Raw genomic sequence first — 23188 nt, forward strand, 5'->3', positions numbered from 1 at the left:
CTGGTGCGCCGCACCAGTTGGGCGGCGGCGAATTTCGTCAACTCAACCGCAGACCCGGACGCCCTCGTTATTTCCCGCCAGGATTGGCAACGCGTGCTGAATCAACTGGCCTCGACTCCCTGAAATGGCCAAAGTCGAGAGAATTATCACTTGCTCGCTGGGCAGAAAGCCAATCTATACAAGTGCTTCTTACCGCAGGCGTGGATGCTGGCGAATGCGCAGGGCGTGGCGGGATTTCTGCACCCCGAGGGGATCTATGATGATCCCAATGGCGGAGCGTTTCGGGTGGCGGTCTATCCGAGGCTGAGGAAGCATTTTCAGTTTCAGAATCAGCGGATGCTGTTTCCCATTGGCCATAGGGTGAAATACAGCATCAATATCTATCGGAGTCAGCCTGGCGCTGATCCGCACTTTGACAGCATCTCCAATCTCTTTACCGCGCGCACCATTGATGCCAGTTATCAACACGACGGTCAAGGGGCTGTCGGCGGCATCAAAGATGACGACGGTAAAGACTGGAACGAAACGGGTCATGCGAGCCGCATTGTGCATGTCGACAAAAATCGCTTGACTTTGTTCGCGAAGCTCTACGATGAAGACGGAACTCCGGCCTTAGCCGCTCGATTGCCGACGCTGCACACCCAGAAATTAGTCAGTGTGCTGGAGAAATTTACTGCCCAGCCACGCCGTTTTGGCGATCTCAAGGCTAACTATTATTCCACGCAGCATTGGAATGAAGTCATTAGTCAACAAGACGGCACCATCCGCCGCGAAACCGGCTTTCCAGCCGATGTTGACCAATGGGTGCTGTCCGGCCCGCATTTCTTCGTCGGCACGCCCTTCTACAAAACGCCGCGTGCCGTCTGTACCGAGAAAGGTCATTACGACTGCCTTGACCTCACCGCACTGCCCGATGCCTATCTGCCGCGCACCAACTATGTGCCCGACTGCTCGCCGGCGGAGTATGCCGAGCGCACGCCGAGGGTGCCGTGGGTGGATGACGGGGAAAGCGAATCGAAGAGAGTGACGCAATATTATCGTTTAACTTCAAGAACAATGATCGGCTCGTCATCTGAGCGAACATTGCAGAGTGCAATTATTCAGAAGCAAGTTGCTCATATTGACCTTGGTTTCTCTGTTTTGCCCAGAGACACTGCGCTACTTATCGAAATGGCTGCTTCCTATTCCTCTATAGTTTTCGATTTCTTTGTCAAAAGTACCGGCAAAGGGCATTTCCGGAATGACATAGCTTCGCTGTTGCCACTGTTGACTTTCAAGAAAACAGTTGCTGCTGTGCGCTCTAGGATTCTTGCGATGAACTCGATTACATCTGGTTACGCTGACCTCTGGCAAACCAGCTATCAACCCGACTTCCACCAACAACGCTGGTCCAACGACTCACCCCTGCTCGACCCCGATTTCTTCACCAACCTCACCCCCAACTGGCAACGCAACTGCGCCCTGCGCACCGACTACGCCCGCCGTCAGGCCCTGCTTGAAATCGACGTGCTCGTCTCCCAGGCCCTGGGCCTGACCCTGGACGAACTACTGACCATCTACCGAGTCCAGTTCCCGGTGATGCGCCAATACGAGGCCGACACCTGGTACGACCAGACCGGTCGCATCGTCTTCACCCCGAGCAAGGGCCTGATCGGCGTCGGCCTGCCCCGCAAGGCGCAGAAAAAGGACCTCAGAGCCGGTATCTCCTACGGCATCCAGACGCCCAATCGACAGGAGCAGGGCATCGCCCTGGGCTGGGAGGACGTGCGCGACCTGCCCGCCGGCTGCACTGTCAGCAAGGCCTTCCCCGACGACACCCTGCCCGGCGGCCCGGTGCAGCGCACCATCGACTACCAGGCGCCCTTCGTCCGCCCCGACCGTGAGGCCGACTACCGGGTCGCCTGGGCCTTCTTCCAACGGAATCAAAGCGAGAGCGACCCGGCATGAAGTCCCGCGTCTACATCGAGACCTCGGTGATCAGCTATCTGGCCGCGCGACCGAGCCGGGATCTGATCGTCGCCGCGCATCAACAGATCAGTCATGACTGGTGGTCGGTGCGTCATGAGTGGGAATTGTCGATCTCGGCCCTGGTCATATCGGAGGCCAGGGCGGGAGACACCGCCGCCGCCGGGCGCCGTCTGGAACTACTGGACGGATTGCCAGCCCTGCACCTGACCAACGAGGCGCTCGAACTGGCCCAACGACTGCTCGCGGGCGCGGCCCTCCCGGAGAAGGCCAAGGAAGACGCCCTGCACATTGCGGTCGCCGCCGTGCATGGCACGGACTACCTGTTGACCTGGAACTGCAAGCATATCGCCAATGCCAGCAAGCGCCCCCTGATCGAAACGATCTGCGAGGCTGCGGGCTACCGGCCGCCCATCATCTGCACCCCCGAAGAACTGCTTGGAGAGCACCATGTGGACTGATCCCATCGTTGAAGAACTGCATCGCGTGCGCGAGGCGCATGCCGCTCGTTTCCACAACGACATGCAAGCGATTGCCGCGGACCTGCTGAGAACCGAGCGGGAGTGGCCGGGGCCGAAGATCGATCCACGACCACACCCACCAGGCATCCGACCGAGCGCTGAACAAGCCAATCCGCAACACGGCGACGACCGGCTCGCGCGAAAGGGTCCATAACCAGGAGCGCATCACCATGATCACGATGACCCTGCAACTCGATGACACTAAGGCTGATGCCTTCCGCGAGAAGGCTCGCTGCATCGGACGCGAACCAGAGCAACTACTGGCGGAATTCATCGATGACCTCCTCAATCAGCCGAACACCAATTTCGAAGAGGCCGTCAATCGCGTCTTGGCGAAGAACCGGGAGCTGTACCGAAGGCTCGCGTGATGCGCTACCTTTCGCTCGCCGAAGTGCTCGAACTGCACCGCCGACTGCTTGCCACTTCCGGTGGCGCCCAAGGGGTCCGTGACCTTGGTGCCGTGGAGTCGGCTGTCAGTGGGCCTCATGCCGCCTTCGCCGGTGAGGAGTTGTACCTCGATCTCGTCGCCAAGGCTGCGGCCTTGTGTTACTCGCTGGTGCGCAATCAGCGCTTGAACAGTTTTGAACGAGACGAGGATCAGGCTCTTTGTGAGTTGCGAGACGCGAATTTCGTCCCATGATGACGACGCTGCGTCTCTTTGCACTGAATCGCTTGAGTCTCGAAGCGAGCACGGCCTGGTATCTGAATGACTTGGGCGAGCTGCGGGGCAAGCAGGAGCTTTATACCCAGCAGTCTCCGCAACGCCTCAAAGCACTGCGTGAGTCGGCGATCATCGAGAGTGCACTGTCCTCGAACCGAATCGAAGGGGTGACCATCGACCCGGAGCGCGTGCGGGACATCCTGGTGGCGCCACGCCCGCTCTTCCGCGACCGGGATGAAGAGGAGGTTCGAGGCTACCGCGACGCCCTGACCCTGATTCACAGGAATGCCGCCGAGCTGCCGATCGGCCACGAGACGATTTGCCGCCTGCACGCCCTGACACGCGGCCAGATTTGGGACGCCGGACAGTACAAGTCGAAAGACGGCGACATCATCGAGCGCTATCCGAACGGGTCGGAGCGGGTGCGCTTCCGCACCGTGTCGGCGGCGGAAACCCAGGCGGCCATGGAGACGCTGATCCGTGACTGGAGCCTGTGCCTTGAGGAGCGGTGGGTGCCGCCGCTCCTCGCCCTGGCGGCCTTCAATCTGGATTTCCTGTGCATTCACCCGTTCCGCGACGGCAACGGGCGGGTGTCCCGCCTGCTGTGGCTGTTGCAGAGCGCTCAGCTTGGCTACGAGGTCGGGCGCTACATCAGCCTGGAGCGCCTGGTGGAGCAGAACAAGGAGCGGTACTACGAGACCTTGGAGCAAAGCTCGCGAGACTGGCATGAGGGCGAGCACAATCCTTGGCCGTACATCCACTACGTCCTCTCGATTATGAAGGAGGCCTACCGCGACTTCGTCGACCGGGTCGGCGAGATCAAGGCCCCACGCGGCGAAAAACGCGAGACGGTGCTCAAAGGGATCGATCAGCTTCTCGCCAGGCCGAGAGGCACTTTCAAGATCAGTGAGCTGGAGCAGGTGTGCCCGGGCGTCAGCCGTGACATGATCCGTCACGTCCTGCGTGAGCAGCAGTCACAGGGCGTGATCAGTTGCTCGGGGCGCGGCGCCGGCGCGGCCTGGTCGAGGGAAGACGGCGGCAATCAGGGTAATGAATGACCCTCAAATGAGGGTAATGAACGGGGTAATAACCCAGGGAGGATTGGGCAGATGCTGCCATCGCTGGTCGTCGATGAGGTCCGCCACGGCGTCGCTGAGACCCTGCGCACCCAGTTTGAACCCTCCACCGAGCTGTTCCGGGACGCGGTCCGCCGCCTGATCGAGGACCCGAGCTGGATCAAGGGTCCCTATGTGCAGTTGGGCATGCCCTTTGTCTCGGGCGCCAAGGGCCCGGGCTTCTTTGCCGGGTTCGAGACCGAGCACCCGGCCTTCCTGCACCAGGAACAGGCCTGGCAGCGCTGCGGCGTGGAACGCAGGTCTACCCTGGTGGCTACCGGCACCGGCTCGGGCAAGACCGAATGCTTCCTCTACCCGATCCTGGAGCAGGCGGCGCGGGCACGGCAGGAGGGCGCGCGGGGCATCAAGGCCATCATCATCTATCCGATGAATGCCCTGGCCGACGACCAGGCCAAGCGCATCGCCGAACTGGTGTACGCGACACCCGCCTTCGCCGGCATTCGCGCCGGGCTGTTCGTGGGCTCGGGCAAGACCAAGTACAAACCCGGCAAGGCGGGCAAGGACCCCGAGCAGGACGCTGTGGCCATGGGTTCCGGACACCTCATCACCGACAAGGATGTGCTGCGGGACAACCCGCCGGACATCCTGCTCACCAACTACAAAATGCTGGATTTCCTGCTGATTCGCCCCCGGGATCAGCCTCTGTGGCGCTTCAACGGGCCGGACACCCTGCGCTACCTGGTGGTGGACGAGCTGCACACCTTCGACGGCGCCCAGGGCACGGATCTCGCGATGCTGATCCGCCGCCTGCGTCATCGCCTGCGCTGCGAGGGGCCGCGCCTGATCTGTATCGGCACCTCGGCGACCTTGGGCGACGCCAGTGAGACTGGCCCGCTGCGGGACTATGCGGGCCAGGTCTTCGCCACGGTGTTCGATGAGGAGTCGGTAATCATCGAGCGTCGACAGGGCTTCGATGCCTTTATCGGCGACCGGGTGGTCGAGCATCTGATTGCCGACGACGAGACCGTGCTGAGAGCCATCGGCCCGCGGTCGTTCGACCGGCCCCAGGAGGCGGTCGCGCAGGTGCTGCCGGCCTTCTTCACCGACCCCCGGATCCTGGCGGAGCTTCAGGCCGGGCTCGACACGCCCTTGGGCCGGGTCCAACTCGGCGAGGAACTCAAGAAGCACCTGCTGTTTCAGTCCCTGCTGCGCACGGCTACCCAGGCTCCGGTGACGGTGGACACGATCAGGGACAAAATCCAGCGCACCCTGAGCACCCGGCTGGTGCCCGAGGCCGGGGCGCTGATCACGGCCCTGTTGACCCTGGTGGCCTGGGCGCGGGCGCCCCATGCCGGGCAGCAGGTCGGGGCACAGACGCCGGTCACCAAGCTGAGTCACCTGGTAACCCTGCGCGTTCAGCTCTGGCTGCAGGAGCTGCGCCGCGTGCTGGCCACCGTCAGCCGCGACCCCGCCGACATCGATCTCCGGTCCGAGGCCGCGGTGCTGAGCCGGCGCGAGCGGCTGCGGCTGCCGGTGGTTCAGTGCCGCCATTGCCATACCACCGGCTGGCTGACCCTGAAGTCGCCCCAGGACAGCCGGGTGGTCAACAGTCCGGACAAGATCTACGCGAGCTTCTTCGCGCGCTATCCGGATACCTTCATCCTCCGTATCTATCCCCGACTTGCCGCGGACGGCGCCAGCCCGCGTGCGATGACCCCCTTGTTGAGCCGCACGCTCTGTGGCCAATGTGGTCACCTTGGAAATGACCAGGGCACCCAGTGCCCGCATTGCCAAAGCGACGACGTGTTGCCGGTGCACCTGGCCTGCGGGACGCGCATGATGCGGCTACGGGAGGATCGCGAGAGCGACCGCGGTGGGGCTGGTCGCAAGGCAAAGGAGGTCGCGGTCCATGACGATTGCTGCCCGGTATGCGGCGCGCGCGGCGGCCAGCTCATCATCGGCGCCCAGACCACCAGCCTCGCGGCCCACGCCGTGGAGCGCCTCTGGTCGGCGCCGCTCAACGACCACAAGAAGCTGATCCTGTTCTCCGATTCGGTTCAGGACGCCGCCCATCGCGCCGGGTACATCGAGTCCAAGACCGAGGGCTACCTGGTACGCGCGGGCCTCGCCAAGGCCATGGCGACTCTGCCCGCGGTCCTGCCGTGGGATCAGGCCCTGGACGCCCTCGGCCGCTGCTATCTGGACCCGGCCAGCCCCTTGACCTTGTCCCCGCGGGACTTCGTCGCGCGCTTCATCCCGCCGAGCATGGAGTGGCTGCGCGACTGGCGGGAACTTACCGCCAGCGGCACCCTGGCACCGAGCTCGCGGCTGCCGGAGATGCTAAGCCTGCGCATGCAGTGGCGCGCCATTGAGGAACTGGCCCACCGTTCGGACCGGGGTCGGACCCTGAGCAAGGTCGGCATCGCCGTGCTGTTCCCGGATCTGGCCGAGCTGTCGGCGATGTCGCGGGCGATGACCCCCGAGTTGCGCCAGGCCGGGGGTGGGCTGGAGGCGTTGACCGAGGAGCAGGTGCTGTTCTGGGCCACGGGTACGGTGCTGATGCTGATTCAGGCCGGGGCCATCTTCCACCTGGGGCTGGAGCAGGTCGCGGAGACGGGTGATTTCGACCGGTTCCAGTTCACCAAGCCGCGCAGCCACTGGATACCCCATCGTGGCCGATTCGACGCACCGCGCTTCATCACTCGGGACGCGGGCCGCCACGGCTTTCTGCACCTGGAGGAGCGCGACGGCAATCCGCTGCTGCGCTGGGCGCAACTCGCCCTGGGGCTCTCGCTGTACTCGCCCGGCATCGTCACCCTGGCCTACGAGGAACTGCTGACGGCCCTGGAGCAGGCCGGCTTGGGGCGGTTCGTGCTGCTGGAGGACAAGGGCACTCGGGCGCGCGTGTTTGGCTTGCTCCCGAACCGGCTGGGCCTGTACCGGAAACTGCGTCGGCTGGTCACCCCCTCCGGCGCCCAGGCGCTCTGGGTACCGGACGAGGCCGCCGCGGCACTGCGCGGCCTGCCGGCCTGGAACAGCCCCGGCGAGACCCTGCGGCCCGAGCCCGCGGACGGGGCCAACTGGTGGCGCGCCCGTCTGCAAGGCGGCGATGTCACCCGCGTCATCGCCCACGAGCACACCGGACTGCTGGAGAGGGACGAGCGGGTCGCGCTGCAGAACCGCTTCATGGCCCCCGACGAGGCGTGGCAACCCTGGTACGAGAACCTGCTCTCCGCCACGCCGACCTTGGAGATGGGTATCAACATCGGCTCCCTGTCCAGCGTGATGCTGGGGGGCGTACCGCCGAACCAAGCCAATTTCATCCAGCGCATCGGTCGCGCCGGCCGCCGGGATGGCAACGCGGCGGTGTTCGCCATCGCCGATGCCTCCCTGGACGGGCACGATCAGTACTACTTCGCCAACCCTCTGGAGATGCTGCACGGCGGCGTGGAGGCGCCCGCCATCTATCTGAACGCAGCGGAGGTGCTGCGCCGTCAGATCTACGCCTTCTTCTTCGATCATTGGGTCGCCGAGGAGCCCCCAAGCCTGCCGGATCAATTGGGCGAGGCGCTCGACCAGGTGGCGAAGATGGACGGCGACACCGCGCGCTTTCCGTTCAACTACCTGGATTTCGTCAACCGCAACGAGCCAACGTTGTTCGAGGCCTTTTGCCGGATGCTGGGCGATGCGCTGCGGCCGGAGACCCTGGCGAAGCTTGAGGAATTCATCACCGGGACGGAACAGCACAAGAACCTGCGCGCCCGCTTCCTGGGCTTTTTCGAGGAGATGCATGCCGAGCGCGAGTCCTGGAAGGCACGCCGCAAGGCCATCAATGCCGAGCTTGGCCGGCTCAGAAAGCGCCCGGAGGACGAGCAGACCCTGGCCGAGCTCGACCTGCTGGAAAAGGAACGGGCCGGACTGGGGCAGCGCATCCAGCAATTGAACAACGAGTACCTGCTGGAGGCCATGACCAACGCCGGGCTGCTGCCCAACTATGCCTTCCCCGAAGAAGGGGTCTCGCTGACCACCATCATCCATGGCACCAAGTCCGGCGGCGAAGAGTATGTGGTGCCGGTGCACCGCTACAGCCGGCCCGCCCACGCGGCCCTGGCGGAGTTTGCCCCGCGCAATACCTTCTTCGCCCATAAGAGCAAGGTTGAGATCGATCAGATCGACATGAGCGTGGAGCCGTCGGCCGAGCACCGCTTCTGCGCCGGCTGCCACTTTCTGACCCCGCTCACCGAGCCCGAGGCCAAGTCGGATACCTGCCCCCACTGCGGCGACAGCCATTGGGCGGACGGCAGCCAGGTGCGGCCCGTGCTGCGACTGAGAAGGGCCGTCGCCAACATCAGACGCGCGGACAAGACCCGGATCACCGAGACGGACGAGGCTCGCAACCCTCGGTTCTACGCCCGCCGATTGTTGATGAACTTCGCGACCGAGGACGTGCGCAGCGCCTGGACGCTGGAGTCCGCCCAGGCCATCTACGGGTTCGAGTTCATCGTCAAGGCCACCTTTCACGACCTCAATCTCGGCCAGCCGTCGCCACTTGATACCGCTGAGCACGCGACGCTGATTGCCGGCGACGACAGCCCCAAGACCGGATTCTCCCTGTGCCGAAGCTGTGGCATGGTGCAGCCCGGCGGTCGCACCAACCGAGACGAGGCGCGCAGGCAGGTGCACACCCCGGACTGCCCGGACCGCCATGCGACGGGGAGCGAGCACCTGCTGGACCGGCTCTTCCTGTACCGTCGGTTCGAGTCCGAGTGCCTGCGCATCATGGTGCCGAAGGGGTTCGGCTCCGGTGAGCGCACCACGTATTCCTTCATGTCGGCGCTGCAGCTCGGCCTGCGCAAGCGCTTCGGCGGCAAAGTCGACCACCTGCGCTTCGAGACCATGTCGGAGGCAGGCACGGAGGAAGGCTCCGGGAAGACGTACATTCTGATCTATGACTCGGTGCCCGGCGGCACCGGCTATCTTCAGCAACTGCTGGCCGGCGACGCGGATACCTTGACCGAGGTCCTGTCCGCGGCCCATCGGGTGATTCGGGACTGCGGTTGCCAGGACAGGCCCGACCACGATGGGTGTTATCTCTGCGTGTTTCATTACCGCCAGGGACGAAGCCGTAAGCACATCTCGCGCGTCGCCGCGCTGGAGATGCTCGACGCGCTGGTCGCGGACAGCTTCCAACGCAAGCGGGTGAAGTACCTGTCCGAGATCTACATCAATCCGGACTTCCGCTCGGAGCTGGAGCGGCGCTTTCTGCCGGCCCTGAAGGCCTTGGGTGGACAGAGTGATTCAGACAGTTCCCGGTTTCCTCCGGTGCAGGTCACCCAGGACATCAAGGCGGGCAAGACCGCCTATCTGCTAACGGTCGGCCCCAACAAATACTGGGTGGACAGGGAGGTGCCCATCGAGGACCCGGGCTCGGGCCAGATGCTCTGTCAGCCCGACTTTGTCATCTCGGCGACCAAGTCCGCCAGCCCCATGCGCCCGATTGCGGTGTTCGTGGATGGCTGGAAATACCACCAGAAGTCGATGGCGGACGATGCCCGTAAGCGCGCCACCCTGATGCTGCGTGGCGAGTACCGGGTGTGGTCCGTGACCTTCGAGGACATCGAGGCGGCACGCAAGCGCATCGGTGGTACCGACCTGGACAGCCCGTTGAGCGTGCTCATGACCGCATCCGGCCAGCAGCTACCGGCGGATCGCCTCCCATCGATTCCCTCGACCGACCTGACCTCGAATGCGATGGCGCTCTTGTTGCGGCTGCTCGGTCAGCCCGTCGCGATCGACCAGGATCCACTCCATCGCCTGCAAGCGACGGGGCGGCAACTGCTGATGCGTAGCGTGTTGCGGCCCAATGATGTGACAGAGGTGATCAAGACGCGCAGTGCAACGGTCCTGAGCGCATTGCCGGAATGGCTTAGACGCGATACCCAGACGGTGCACCTCCACAGTCCCGACCAAGGGTCGGTGCAATGGGTCGGCAAGGCGGAGCCGAAATTTCTCGCCGGGACAAGCACGTCGGAATTCCCGGTTGCGGGGGCCTTGATCGTGGACGACCTTACGATTGGCGTAGACCCCAAGCCCGGTCGCGGCCACTGGCGGCAGTGGTTGCGCCTGGCGAATCTCCTGCAGGCCATGCCGGGCGTTGCCTTGTTGACTCGATCCATGCTCACCGCGGGCAAGACCCTGGTGGTATTCCCGCCGCAGGTGGAGATACCGATGGCGACCAACCCAGGTTGGAACCAGATTCTCGACGAGGCGGAGTTCCTCGAACGCCTCACGCAGGGCTTTGTGTTTCTGGGAAACTGTGGTGTGCCCGCACCCGACGAAATCGGCGCGGAGCACGAGGAGGGCAACGACTACCGGGCGGCGGAGGCCCGGTGGGAGCAGGACCGTCTCGTCTTTCTGACGTCCGCGCAGATGGACTGCGCGGAGAGCTGGAGCCGTGCCGGATACGCCATCATCGGAGAAGCTGAGAACTGGTGGCTCGCCATTGAGGCGGCCCTCAACGGACAGACACCATGAAAGAAGACGTCAAGATCATCGTCAGCAACGACGTCATCAAGCGCATGACGGCCTTGCCGCCGGGGGTGCAGACCAAGGGTCTGGAGTTCATGCTCAAGTTTCAAACCGATCCGCAGAGCCCTGGTATCAACTACGAGACCCTCCAGGGTGCCAAGGACAAGAACTTCCGTTCGGTCCGCATCGGTGATGACTACCGGGGCATCGTTTTCCGGGCGCCACAGGACAATGTCTTCGTTTGGCTGCACATCGACAAGCACGATGACGCCTATGCGTGGGCGATCAAGCGAAAGATGAGCGTCAATCCGGTCAACGGTGCGCTCACCCTGACGAATGTCCGCTTCGTCGAGGAAACCGTTCAACGCGAGGCGGCCCCTGTGTCGTCGCAGCCCGTGCCCGTCTTTTCCGGGTTGTCGGACCGTGATCTGATGGCGCTCGGCGTAGCTCAAGAGATGGTCCCGGCGGTAAGGACCATTCGCTCAGAGGGCGACTTGGATGCCATGCGCGATGAGTTGCCGGTCGAAGCCTACGAGGGACTCTTCCTGGTGCTGGCGGGCGACCCGGTCTCGACCATCCTGGCGTCGCGCGAGACACGGGTCGATCGCGAGATCGACACGCAAGACTTCGCCAGCGCCGCCGACCGTGACGAAAGCCGCTCCCGGTTTTTTGTGGTGGAGGGCGAAAACGACCTTCAGGAGATCCTCTCCGCTCCACTGGAGCAGTGGCGGGTCTTCCTGCACCCCACCCAGAGGCGTCTGGCGATGAGCAATCTGAACGGCCCGAGCCGGATCCTGGGCGGCGCTGGCACGGGCAAGACAGTGCTTGCCATGCACCGGGCCAAACACCTGGCCAGCACGCTTGTGGACACGGATAAGAAGTTACTGTTCACCACCTTCACGACGAATTTGGCGCTGGATATTGAGGATGGGCTGAAATCGATTTGTTCCCCGGAGCAAATGACGCATATCGATATCATCAATCTGGACGCCCTGGTGTACCGCTTTCTCAAGGCGCGCCGCTATGAGCATGAAATCGCCTTCGACTACGAGGCCAAGTGTGAGCCAGTCTGGGAAGCGGCGATGGTCGATTTCGACCCGTCGCTGGGCGTCTCACGGGAGTTCGTTCGCGAGGAGTTTGAGCAGGTCGTGCTGGCTCAAGGACTGGCGTCCCGCGACGAGTACCGCGAGGCGCCACGCCGCGGCCGAGGCGTCGTGCTCTCACGCAAGAAACGCGATGCCCTGTGGGAACTCTTTGAGAATTATCGGCTGCAATTAAGCGCCAAGGGCCTGAAGGAGCCGGATGACGCCTATCGGGACGCGAGCGCCATTCTGGCCACCGCAGCGCGTCCGCCCTATGCCCATGCCGTTGTGGACGAAACCCAGGACTTCGGTCCGCAGGCGTTGAGGCTGATACGTGCCCTGGTACCCCCAGAACCCAACGATCTGATGTTTGTCGGTGATGGACACCAACGCATCTATGCCAAGAACAAGGCCAGCATGAGCAGTTGCGGCATCGATATCCGCGGTCGCGCGAAGAAGTTGTATCTCAACTACCGCACCACGGAAGAGATCCGCCGGGAGGCGGTCTTGCTGCTGGAGGAGGTCGAGGTCGATGACCTGGATGGCGGCAGCGACGAGATCTCCCGCTACAAGTCACTGCTGCACGGCCCCAAGCCGCAGCTCATCCACGGTGCCTCGATGGAGTCGATTCGTGATGGCGTTGGGGACTTCATTAGGGAGTGCTTGGACGACCACCACGACACGAAGATCGGCGTGATGGCCCCAACCGCCAAGCTGCGGGACCAGTTGGCCAAACAGATCCGGGAAACGGGCTACAAGGTGGCTACCGTCAACCATCGCGAACGCCTCAGCCGCAAGGATGCTCAGATATTCGCCATGACCCTGCATCGCGCCAAAGGCTTGGAGTTCGACGCCGTGGTGATCGTTGTCAACCGTGTCTTGGATGAAAATCTGCGTAAGCTGGTCTATGTGGGAATGACTCGCGCAAAACGGGCGGCACGGCTCTATCGCTGAGTAGCGCCTTCCGGAGTGAACGCACCTTCGCACCGACCCCGCAAGGGCGCATCTCGTCGCATCTTTCGGCGATTTATCCCCCAGGCGACGTAGCGAATCGAAACCCGATAGACATAGGGCTGCTAATGCACAGATTGAATCGCTTCTCCGATTACGATTACGACAACGACAACGACAACGACAACGACAACGACAACGACAACGACCGAGACGCCAAAGGCGTCCCTAATGGACGGAAGCCTGCCCGGTGTCAAGAACAGGAGGCGGATCCTGTGCCAGGCGCGCAAGCCCCCGCAACACCAGGTCCGGCACCAACGCGAGAGGGCGCCCGATCCATGGACTGATCCGCGCACCGTCGCCCCCGGTCACCAGCAAGGCCGGGGCAAGCGCCGCGTGTCCCTGGTATTCAGCAGCCAGCCGTTCAGCCAGGCGATCGTGCAGGCGCTCGGCCAAGGCCGCCAGCGCATGCAGACCGCCGGTCGCAACCGCGGCGCCGGTGTCATTGGCCCAGGGATCGGCCGCGGGGACCAGATCACCACGCGGAATCTGGGTCCCGGCCAGCAGGCTGTCGCACATCATCTCCACACCGGGCAGGATCAAACCGCCCAGGTGATGGCCTCCTGGAGCCAGCAGGTCATAGGTCGCCGCGGTACCGGCATCCAGGATCAGCGCCGCCCCGGCCCCCCGCTCATGGGCGGCCAGCAGGGCCAGCCAACGGTCCACCCCCAGCCGGGCGGGCTCCGGATAAGCGACCCGCAGGCCCAGATAGCCTTGGCGCACGGCGGCGAACTCCGCGTCCAGACCCCAATAAGCGCGGACCACCCGGGTCGTGGCGCGGCCAACGGGATCCCCGCCGACATTCGCGATCAGAACCCGCTCCGGCGGCTCCAGCGTCTCCCACGCGGCCAGCAAATCCAGCGGCACGCCCCGGCCATGCCGCACACCCTGCATCGGACCGAGCCCGGCGGCGTCATGCAGCGCCCAGTGCAGGTTGGTGTTGCCGATATCGATCAATAGATTCATAGACGGAGACTGACCTCGCCGGAATGCAGGCACAGACGGCCATCGGGGGTATCGAGGCGCAGGGCGCCGTCCGGCTCGATCCCGGCGTACTCGCCCACGATGACCCGGTCGCCGAGCTGCACCTGCACCCGCTGCCCGCGCAGCCGATCGTAGCGCTCCCACGCGGCGAGAAAGGGGCGCAGACCAACCTGGCCGAAGCGCTCCAACATTTCCAACAGGGCGTCGATCAGGGCCGCGGCCAGGACATTGCGGTCCGGCGGCCGACCATCCAGCGCCTGATAAAGATCGACCCAGGGCTGGTCGATGGCGCGCCCCTGGTCGGCATCCATGCGCAGATTGACGCCCAGACCGACCACCAGATGACTCGGTCCCTGCGCCTCACCGGCCACTTCGAGCAGTAGCCCTCCGAGCTTGCGCCCCTGCCACAGCAGATCATTGGGCCATTTCAGCCCCACCTCGACTAACCCGAGCCGATGCAGCACCCCGGCGACTGTCACCCCCGCCGCCAGGCTCACCCCGCCCAGCGCGGCCGGCCCTGCCGGATAACGCCACAGGACCGAGAGATAGAGGTTGGCGGCGAAGGGCGACACCCAGGTCCGACCGCGCCGCCCCCGCCCCGCGGTTTGCCGTTCGGCCAGACAGACGCTTCCCGCCGGCGCCCCCGCGGCCGCCTCCGCCATGAGGCGAAGATTGGTGGAATCGATCTGTTGCAGGACCTCCAGACGGCCAAGGCGCGCCGCGGCGGCAGCCGGAAGCGCGCGAACGATCCGCTCGGGTTCCAGTAACTGCAATGGAACCGCCAGCCGATAGCCGCGGCCCGGCGCACGCTCGACGACCAGATCGAGTTGCCCGGCCACCTTGGTCAGCGCTTTCCAGACCGCCGTGCGGCTGATCCCGAGGCGCCTGGCAATCAACTCCCCGGAGTGATAATCACCATCGGCAAGCACGCGGATCAGGTCGAGACCCCGTTGCATCACCGACTCACACCAGACTCGCGAGCCACGCGGTCCGCGCCCGCAGCACCGCGTCCGGAGCCGCATCGACCAACATCAGCTCACAGGTATCGGCGACCGCCGGCTGCGGGCAGGCCGTCAACTCCAGCAACTCGTTGCGGCGGAAGCAATGCAGCCGAATCGGCATCGGCGCACCCTGCGGGTCCTGGCTCGCGGCCACCAGGCGTTCCAGGTTCTCGGCCGTGGCCCGCAGCCCGTTCACCGCCATCACCTGATCCCCCGGTGCCAACCCGGCACATTCACCGGCACCGCCGGAGAGCACATGCGCCAGCACGGCCTCCGGGCCGCCATTGCGCAGCCGCACGGCCAGGGTCGGCTGACCCTGAATCGGTTCGAAGCGCTCGACACAGCCCCCCTGGTCCTTGGGACCGATCGCGGGCCGCAGCCGCATCAGTATGCCCACCGAAGCCAACAGGGACATCAGGTCCAAGTCATCGGTGGAGTCCAACGCCTGAGCGAAAAAGTCACCGAGAGCGAGCCCGGAGACCTCCATCGCGAGCGTCTCGAACCCCCGCTCCGGCACCCCGAGTCCGGTGCGCCCATGGCGCACCCAGAGCGCGCGCATCACGTCATCCAACGCAACCCGTCCGCCGGTCTCGCGGCGGATGGTCAGATCAAGGGCAAGTGCGACGAGCGCACCCTTGGCGTAGTAACTGATGATCGCATTGGGTGCATTCTCATCCTGCTTGTAAAACTTGGTCCAGGCATCGAAACTGGATTCGGCCAAGGTCTGCACCAACCGGCCCGGCGTTCGCATCACCCGCGTCACGTTTTCCGCAAGCAATTGCAGATAGGCGGTCGGTTCAATGCAGCCGGCGCGAATCAAGGCCAGATCGTCATAGTAGGACGTGATGCCCTCGAAGACCCACAGCAGCCGGGTATGGATCTCCGCGGTCAGGTCGGCGGTCAGCATGCAGAGGGGTTGGATGCGCTTGACATGCCAGAGATGGAAATACTCATGGCTGCACAGGCCAAGAAAGCGCTGGTAGCCGGCGGTGAGTGTCGTTTCGCCGGGACTCGGCAAATCGTCACGCGTACACAGCAGGCTGGATGAGAAACGGTGCTCCAGCCCACCGTAACCCTCACTCGCCGCAACGGTCAGAAACAGGTAACGGTCGATTGGGAGTTCGCCGAACAGGGCGGCATGCTGGTCGCAAATGCGCTCCAGGTCACGCTGGAGCCGCGCGAAGTCGCAGCGCTGACGACCGCTGACGGCGAATCGATGAGGCACAGCGCGGACAGTAAAGGAGACCAGATCGAACCGCCCCATTTCCACGGGATGATCGATCAGATCGGCGTAATCGTCCGCCTGATAGGAACCGAAACCCAGGGGTTCCGCGGCGAGAGGTTTCAGGCTGGTCGCCAGGCGCCAGTCCAGACAATCGTCCGCAGGCGGAGGAAGCAAGTCGATGCGGCAGGGTAAGTGCTCAAAGCCGCGGACCTGCAACAATAGACTCGGTCCGTTAAAATAGGCATGGGTGCTGTCGAGGTGCGCGGCGCGCACCGAGAAATCCCATGCATAAACCTGATAGGTGACGATGAGCGGCGGCGTGAGCGCATCGCCAGGCTCCAGCGCCCAGGTTTGTTTGTCCCGCTTGATGATCGGGACCATCCGTCCATGACGATCGACCGCGCTGATCCGCACGACATGACGCGCGAAATCCCTGATCATGTAACTGCCCGGACACCAGGCCGGCAGTGCGAGCAGAAACGTACCGGCAGGAGGATGCGCGATACGCAGTTCGACGCTAAATACATGGGCCGCGGGCTGCGCAGGACACACCCGGTAGGCCAATTGGAATAAGGCAGCCTCGGGGCTCAACATACCGATGCGCCGGAAGTGCTGATCGCGCTACAGCAGTCCAAAGGCAAGGCCCCAGGCAGCGGACATCACGAAATCGGCCTTGATCGTAATCCCGGCCAGCGGCGTGCGTAGTCAGGGCTTCCAGCCCTGACCATGTCAGGCCAGGATGGCCTGACTACGCACCCGGCGAGCCCCAGTGGCCGGAATCTTGATCGAGGCCACGAAATCGAAAGCCGGGGCGCGGAGCCCCGGCTCATACGGTGTCTACCAGCGCGGACCACGGCCACCGCCGCCCCCCCCGCCGCCCCCGCCGCCACCACCGCCGCCGGACGGACGCTCACCGCGCGGCTTGGCCTGGTTGACCTTGATGTTGCGGCCCTTCAGCGGGGTCTCGTTCAGAGCCTTGATGGCGGCGTCGGCCTCCGCGTTGTTCGGCATCTCAACGAAGCCGAACCCCTTGGAATCGCCGGTGAACTTGTCGGTGATCAGATTGACGCTGGAGATGTCGCCGTAGGCGGCGAAAGCGTCGCGCAGATCGTCTTGAGTCACGGAGTAGGCCAGGTTGCCAACATAGATATTCATCGTTCAACAATTCCGTCAATGTGCATTGAAGAGAAAGAGAGAACGGTCGAATGATCAATGCACAACTGATTCGACAGTCTTTGTCCCCAACCGTTGGGGCGAAGATTTTCCGGCAATCGTCCTCAACGCCCGCGTGCCGGCGGTGCGGCACGCCGGCTGCGTGGCGCCGACCTCCCGGCCAGACCCGGACCCGGACGCGGCTGATCCCCGCGTCCTGCATGACGCCGCGGCGGCATGGAACTCGGACGCGCGCTTGAGCGATCGTCATCCGGCGCGGACTCGACCGAACCCGCTGCGGAGGGCTCGAAACCAGCGACCGGAGTCAAGGGAATCTCCCGACGCAGCAGACGCTGAATCCCTTTCAGCAGCGACTGTTCGTCGTGACTGACGAGCGACAAGGCGGCGCCACCGGCGCCGGCACGACCTGTTCGCCCGATCCGATGGACATAGTCCTCGGCCACGTTTGGCAATTCGAAATTCACCACTTGGGGCAAATTCACGATATCCAAGCCGCGCGCGGCAATATCCGTGGCGACCAGTGCCCGTACCGAGCCATTCTTGAACTCATCGAGCGCACGGGTGCGAGCGGACTGGCTCTTGTTGCCGTGGATCGCCGCGGCCGTAATCCCATCCTTAACAAGATGTTCGGCAAGCTTATTCGCCCCGTGCTTGGTTCGGGTGAAGACCAGCACCTGCGCCCAGCCCTCGCGGTGGATCAGATGCGCCAATAAGTCGCGCTTGCGCTGTTTATCGACCGGATGGGCGGACTGAACGACGGCCTCTGCCGCCGTGTTGCGTCGTGCCACATCGACAATTTTCGGATGCCTCAACAGCCCGTCGGCGAGACGCCGGATATCATCCGAGTAGGTCGCGGAGAACAGCAGATTCTGCCGCCGCTCGGGGATCAGCTTCAGGATCCGCTTGATGTCGTGGATGAAGCCCATGTCGAGCATCCGATCCGCCTCGTCCAGCACCAAGATCTCCACCCGCGACAGATCCACGGTCCGGCGGCCGGCATGGTCGAGCAGGCGCCCAGGAGTCGCAACCAGAATATCGACACCGCGCTGCAGCCGGTCAACTTGCGGCTGCATGCCGACCCCACCAAACACGATGGCAGAGCGTAGCGTCAGGTGAATCCCGTAAGCGTGCACACGTTCCCCGACCTGAGCCGCCAGTTCACGGGTGGGCGTCAGGATGAGCGCGCGGGGGTGGCGTTGCGGATGCCCTTGATCGGCAAGCCGCTGAAGTAGTGGGAGAACAAACGCGGCGGTCTTGCCGGTGCCGGTTTGAGCGCCGGCGAGAAGATCGTGTCCGGCAAGTATCTCGGGAATGGCTTGCGCCTGGATCGGCGTTGGCCGGCCGTAACGCTGTGACGCTACAGCGCGAAGCAGATCGGCCCGTAAGCCGAGCGAATCAAAAGACATGAAGGCTCCGTGCCTGCTTGAACAGGCAGCCTGCCCAGGGTACCTGGGAGCGGCCTAGGCATCGACACAAATAAAGGAGAAACGTATATTCGAGGATGATGCCTGAAGGTCGAGGAGTCAGCCACGATTCGGAAGCATCGGCGCGCCGATGCTGAGCCTGAATTCTAGACACGTAGACAACAAAAATCCAGTGATATTTGTTGAGAATCCGGAGAAAACGTTCTCCGGATTGCTGTTGGCAAGCGTGCCGGCGAGCGGCGCGATCAGGCCTCGATGGCTTGCAGATAATTCGCCTTGAACGCCTCGCGATCCGCCTTGACGGACGAATCGTAGCCCTGCTCCTGCATCTTCTGCTTCATCCAGCCGGGCAAGACACCACGCACGTAGACGTTCGCCGGGTTTTCCGGATCGACATAACGCGTGTAGTCACGTCCGCTGGTGGCCGGGCGTACCGCTGCCGCGGTACCGCGACGACGCCGGGCCGTGATCAACGGCAAAATCTCGTCGAGCTCATAGCCGTTTTGCGTGATCAACTCCCTGACCTGCGCCACCACACCATGCTTGGCCTCTTGCCGCCGGGTCACCAATGCCCGCTGCAATTCGGCCTTACTTTGCTCGATCGTCTCGAGCTGCTGCTGGATCTCATCGACGCTAAGGTTAGCGTATTCCACGTGACATACCTCCGATCTGATAGTGCTGAGTTAGGGTGCGCAAACTTGAAGCGCGCATCTTATAATTTATTCGTTTTCGAATGGATGTCAAGCGATCGAGTGAAAAAACATGGGCGATGGGTCCGCGCCCGGAGCACCGCATCACGGACAGTCGAGTTCGCCGTCCACGATGGCATTGACGTAATACACCGACGCCACACTATCCGCGCGAACCGCAGTAGCCGCTCAAATCCCCCGCGGTCCAAGCGCATAATGCCCGCGGATCGGCGAGGCGACCCCATCACGCCGAGTGATGCATGAGTGACGACGCAATTAAAGCGCCGGAACCGAGAACCGGCCGACGCGGTCGGAGTGAGAACGTGGGGACGATCGAACGCCCGGTCGCGACGCACCATTGGCGGCTGATTGGTGCCCGGGGCGGGACTCGAACCCGCACGCCTCACGGCGAGGGATTTTAAGTCCCTTGCGTCTACCGATTTCGCCACCCGGGCAGAGGGAGAAAAGGGCTTGTGATGCCGCAAACAGGCGGAACCAGAAACCACCGGAAACCAATTGCGGGAGTTAAAGATGGAGGCTGAGCCCGGAATCGAACCGAGGTACACGGCTTTGCAGGCCGCTGCATAACCACTCTGCCACTCAGCCCAAGCTGCGCACTATAGCAGATGTTATCAAGGCTGTCACCAGGCTGGATCAATTTTCGCGAGACCCGAATACCCGTCACGCGGATGGATTGGCTTATCCTGACGGCGCCCCCAACCCCGCGGCCGCGTTTGCCGCCAGCGGCGACGGCGACCGCGATACCTGGCATTATAGCGCGGGATGAGGCACGCTGCTCACGGCCGCCCACCCTTGCTACCATGCAACCCCAATCCCCGCGCCGTACTAACCCGCTCCCAAGGGACCTTTATGGTAAGCCAACCAACCTGGCACCAGCGATCGATCGGCGAGACCCTCGTCGCGTTGTCCACCACCGCCGACGGCCTGTCCAGCGAGGAGGCTGCATCCCGATTCGCGGCGACCGGACCGAACGAATTGCCGGGCGTCAACCGGGTCTCCCCGTGGGCGATCTTAGGCGCACAATTCCAGAACGTCCTCATCTTGATTTTATTGGCCGCGGTGGGCCTCTCGGCCTTGCTCGGCGAAGTCCTGGAGGCCGTGGTCATCGCCGTCATCGTGCTGTTCGCGATCCTGCTCGGGTTCGTACAGGAGTACCGGGCCGAACGCGCCATGGAGGCGTTGCGGTGCATGGCCGCACCCACCGCCAAGGTGCTGCGCAATGGGCGCGAACTGACGATCCCCGCCCGCGAGGTCGTACCGGGTGATCTGGTTCTGCTTGGTGTCGGTGATCGCATCCCGGCCGACCTGCGACTGATCGAGGCGGTGAATCTCCGGATGAACGAGGCCTCCCTGACCGGCGAATCCAATCCGGTCGAAAAGCGCGTGGCGCCCCTGACGGAGGTGTCGCTCGCCCTGGGCGATCGGGTCAACCTGGCCTATGCGGGAACCGATGTCACCTATGGCCGCGGTCGCGGCCTGGTCATCGCCACCGCGCTGCACACCCAGTTCGGCCAGGTGACCAAGATGCTCGCGGGGGTCGAACAGGTCCGCACCCCGCTGCAACAGAATCTGGACCGGGTGGGGCGGATCCTCGCCATTGCCGCCGGGATCATCGTGGTCCTGATCGCCGGGCTGGGGTGGCTGCGCGGCGAACCCCTCCTGGAGATGGTCATCTTCGGCGTTGCACTTGCCGTGGCAGTGGTCCCCGAGGCCCTGCCGGCGGTGGTCACGATCTCGCTGGCCATCGGCGTCCAACGCATGGTGAAACGCCACGCCCTGGTCCGCCGCCTGCCCACGGTCGAGACCCTGGGCAGTACCTCAATCATCTGTTCCGACAAGACGGGCACGCTCACACGCGACCAGATGACCGTACGGGAGGTCTGGATGGAGGGGTGCCGGTGTACCCTCACGGGCAGCGGCTACGCGCCTGCGGGGGATTTGACGCTGACCACGGACGGTCCGCATGAGCGCGCCCTGCTCGGCTACCTGCTGAGCGCCGCCGCGCTCTCGTGCGACGCCCGCCTGGAACTGGAGGACGGGGCCTGGCACCTGTCCGGGGACCCAACCGAGGGGGCGCTGATCGTGGCGGCCGCCAAGGCTGGACTCGACCCAGACCGCCTGCAGGCACGGGCCCCGCGCGTTGACGAGATCCCCTTCAGTTCCGAACGCAAACGCATGACCACCCTGCATCGGATGGCCGGCGGGGTGGTCGCCTTCTCCAAGGGCGCCACTGAAACCATCCTGGCCGACTGTTCGCACCTGGCCAGCCCGGCCGGGCTGCTGGCGCTCGATGCGGCCGCCCGTGAGCGGATCAACGACGCGACTTTGGCAATGGCGCAACAAGCGCTACGGGTACTGGCGATCGCCTACAAGCCGGAGGCTTCACGGGCGGATGCCGAACACGCCATGGTCTTTGCCGGCCTGATTGGTATGATCGACCCGCCGCGACCCGAGGCACAATCCGCCATCGCGGCCTGTAAACGCGCGGGCATCCGCGCCGTCATGATCACCGGCGACCATCCGGATACCGCCGCGGCCATCGCCCGTGAACTCGGGATACTCGGGAACGGACGGGTCGTCATGGGTGCGGAGCTGGACGCCATGAGCGATACCGAGCTCGCACACCAGGTCGCGGACATCGAGGTGTATGCGCGGGTCTCGCCGGAGCACAAGTTGCGGGTCGTGACCGCTTACCAGGCACACGGGCAAGTCTGCGCCATGACCGGCGACGGAGTGAATGACGCGCCCGCTCTCAAGAAGGCGGATATCGGCATCGCCATGGGCGTCACCGGGACCGATGTCAGCCGTGAGGCCGCGGACATGACGCTGACCGACGATAACTTTGCGAGCATCGTCGGCGCCGTGGAAGAGGGCCGGGGCATTTTTTCCAACATCAAGAAATACTTGATGTACCTGCTGTCATCGAATATCGGCGAAATCGGACTCATGGCCGTGGCCACCCTGGCCGGGATGCCGCTGCCGCTGTCCGCGGTCCAGATCCTCTATGTGAATCTGGCCACCGATGGCCTTCCAGCGCTGGCCCTGGCGTTCGATCCGCCGGAATCCGATCTGATGCAGCGACCACCCCGCGACCGTCAAACCGGCATCTTCACCAAGCCGGTCGTCTTGTTGATGCTGGTCGGCGGGATCTGGTCGACGCTGGTCAACGTCGCGCTATTCGCCTGGGAGCTGCACTTGGGCGCAACCGCGGGGCTCGACTCCGCGGTGACCCTGACCCGCGCCATGACCATGGCCTTCCTGTCGCTGGTCCTGATCCAGTTCTTCAAAGCCTACAGCTTCCGTTCCGACCGCGACTCGGTGTTCATCCGCCCCTTCGCCAACCGCTGGCTCAACTTGGCCATCCTCTGGGAACTGACACTCCTGCTGCTCGTCATCTACGTGCCGGCACTGTCCGCGGCCTTCGGCACCTATCAACTCACCGGCACCGACTGGCTGGTGGTGACCGCGGCGGCAGCCACCATCATCCCCGTGCTGGACCTCACCAAGTGGCTGATTCGACAATACTTCACGTTGAAAACCGAGGGTCTGCCTGGGGTCTCGTGGACACCTTGAATCGGAGTCAAGGTGATTTCCGGGAAAGGATCTACCGCCGTGTAGGGGCGAATTCATTCGCCCCTACAACCCAACAGGCTTTCAGCGCATGCGCAGTCGGGATGCCTATTCACGGAACATGCCTATCCGGTTGTCTCAGGTAACCCCAAGGGGTAGTGGTTCAGCCTTACCGTCGGCCTTCCCCGTCTTCGGACACTGGGCCTCGTTCATCGGTTCGTCTCCTTCTCGGGTGTCGATGTCTGATGATCGTTAGA

General features: G+C 63.7%; 15 protein-coding genes and 2 tRNA genes. 9 read left to right on the forward strand and 8 right to left on the reverse strand.

Features of this window, described 5'->3' with window-relative positions; translation table 11 throughout:
* Window positions 1-204 precede the first annotated feature (204 nt).
* From QZY03_RS20715 to QZY03_RS20750, 8 genes are read left to right on the forward strand one after another with little or no spacing between them, the layout of a single operon-like run.
* Complete coding sequence (locus tag QZY03_RS20715) at window positions 205-1947, forward strand: hypothetical protein (RefSeq protein WP_295584164.1); 1743 nt, start codon at window positions 205-207, stop codon at window positions 1945-1947.
* Entirely contained in the window at window positions 1944-2426 is a 483-nt protein-coding gene (locus QZY03_RS20720) for a type II toxin-antitoxin system VapC family toxin (protein ID WP_295584166.1), read from the forward strand. The genes QZY03_RS20715 and QZY03_RS20720 overlap by 4 nt, the downstream gene beginning before the upstream one ends.
* Complete coding sequence (locus tag QZY03_RS20725) at window positions 2416-2640, forward strand: hypothetical protein (RefSeq protein WP_295584168.1); 225 nt, start codon at window positions 2416-2418, stop codon at window positions 2638-2640. The genes QZY03_RS20720 and QZY03_RS20725 overlap by 11 nt, the downstream gene beginning before the upstream one ends.
* Window positions 2641-2656: 16 nt before the next feature.
* A complete protein-coding gene (locus QZY03_RS20730) occupies window positions 2657-2854 on the forward strand; it encodes a hypothetical protein (protein WP_295584170.1) in 198 nt (65 codons plus the stop codon).
* A complete protein-coding gene (locus QZY03_RS20735; RefSeq protein WP_295584172.1) occupies window positions 2854-3126 on the forward strand; it encodes a Fic family protein in 273 nt (90 codons plus the stop codon). Before QZY03_RS20730 ends, QZY03_RS20735 begins: the two co-directional genes overlap by 1 nt.
* Complete coding sequence (locus tag QZY03_RS20740) at window positions 3123-4205, forward strand: Fic family protein (protein WP_295584174.1); 1083 nt, start codon at window positions 3123-3125, stop codon at window positions 4203-4205. The genes QZY03_RS20735 and QZY03_RS20740 overlap by 4 nt, the downstream gene beginning before the upstream one ends.
* 51 nt (window positions 4206-4256) lie before the next feature.
* Window positions 4257-10757, forward strand: coding sequence for a DEAD/DEAH box helicase (locus tag QZY03_RS20745; RefSeq protein WP_295584176.1), 6501 nt, complete (start codon window positions 4257-4259; stop codon window positions 10755-10757).
* Window positions 10754-12787 (forward strand): UvrD-helicase domain-containing protein, encoded by a 2034-nt coding sequence (locus QZY03_RS20750; RefSeq protein ID WP_295584178.1) that lies wholly within the window; start codon window positions 10754-10756, stop codon window positions 12785-12787. The genes QZY03_RS20745 and QZY03_RS20750 overlap by 4 nt, the downstream gene beginning before the upstream one ends.
* Window positions 12788-13012: 225 nt before the next feature.
* Here QZY03_RS20750 and QZY03_RS20755 read toward each other — a convergent pair whose 3' ends face one another.
* From QZY03_RS20755 to QZY03_RS20790, 8 genes are all read right to left on the reverse strand, one after another.
* The gene (locus tag QZY03_RS20755; RefSeq protein ID WP_295584179.1) at window positions 13013-13810 is read right to left on the reverse strand and encodes a type III pantothenate kinase; all 798 of its coding nucleotides are present in this window, start codon (window positions 13808-13810) and stop codon (window positions 13013-13015) included.
* The gene (gene birA, locus QZY03_RS20760) at window positions 13807-14784 is read right to left on the reverse strand and encodes a bifunctional biotin--[acetyl-CoA-carboxylase] ligase/biotin operon repressor BirA (RefSeq protein WP_295584182.1); all 978 of its coding nucleotides are present in this window, start codon (window positions 14782-14784) and stop codon (window positions 13807-13809) included. Before birA ends, QZY03_RS20755 begins: the two co-directional genes overlap by 4 nt.
* A 7-nt stretch (window positions 14785-14791) precedes the next feature.
* Window positions 14792-16648, reverse strand: a complete 1857-nt coding sequence (locus QZY03_RS20765; protein WP_295584184.1) for a M61 family metallopeptidase — start codon at window positions 16646-16648, stop codon at window positions 14792-14794.
* A 243-nt stretch (window positions 16649-16891) separates the two neighbouring features.
* Window positions 16892-17209, reverse strand: coding sequence for an RNA-binding protein (locus QZY03_RS20770; RefSeq protein ID WP_295584186.1), 318 nt, complete (start codon window positions 17207-17209; stop codon window positions 16892-16894).
* Between the two features lie 122 nt (window positions 17210-17331).
* Window positions 17332-18633 (reverse strand): DEAD/DEAH box helicase, encoded by a 1302-nt coding sequence (locus tag QZY03_RS20775; protein ID WP_295584188.1) that lies wholly within the window; start codon window positions 18631-18633, stop codon window positions 17332-17334.
* A 263-nt stretch (window positions 18634-18896) separates the two neighbouring features.
* The gene (locus tag QZY03_RS20780) at window positions 18897-19304 is read right to left on the reverse strand and encodes an H-NS histone family protein (protein ID WP_295584189.1); all 408 of its coding nucleotides are present in this window, start codon (window positions 19302-19304) and stop codon (window positions 18897-18899) included.
* A gap of 406 nt (window positions 19305-19710) precedes the next feature.
* Window positions 19711-19795: transfer RNA gene (locus QZY03_RS20785), tRNA-Leu, on the reverse strand.
* A gap of 77 nt (window positions 19796-19872) precedes the next feature.
* Window positions 19873-19946, reverse strand: a tRNA-Cys gene (locus QZY03_RS20790).
* A gap of 264 nt (window positions 19947-20210) precedes the next feature.
* Between QZY03_RS20790 and QZY03_RS20795 the strand changes: the two genes are divergently transcribed.
* Window positions 20211-22934, forward strand: coding sequence for a cation-translocating P-type ATPase (locus QZY03_RS20795; RefSeq protein ID WP_295584191.1), 2724 nt, complete (start codon window positions 20211-20213; stop codon window positions 22932-22934).
* The last annotated feature ends 254 nt before the right edge of the window (window positions 22935-23188 follow it).

The organism is uncultured Lamprocystis sp. (assembly GCF_903933125.1).
Taxonomy (GTDB): domain Bacteria; phylum Pseudomonadota; class Gammaproteobacteria; order Chromatiales; family Chromatiaceae; genus Thiodictyon.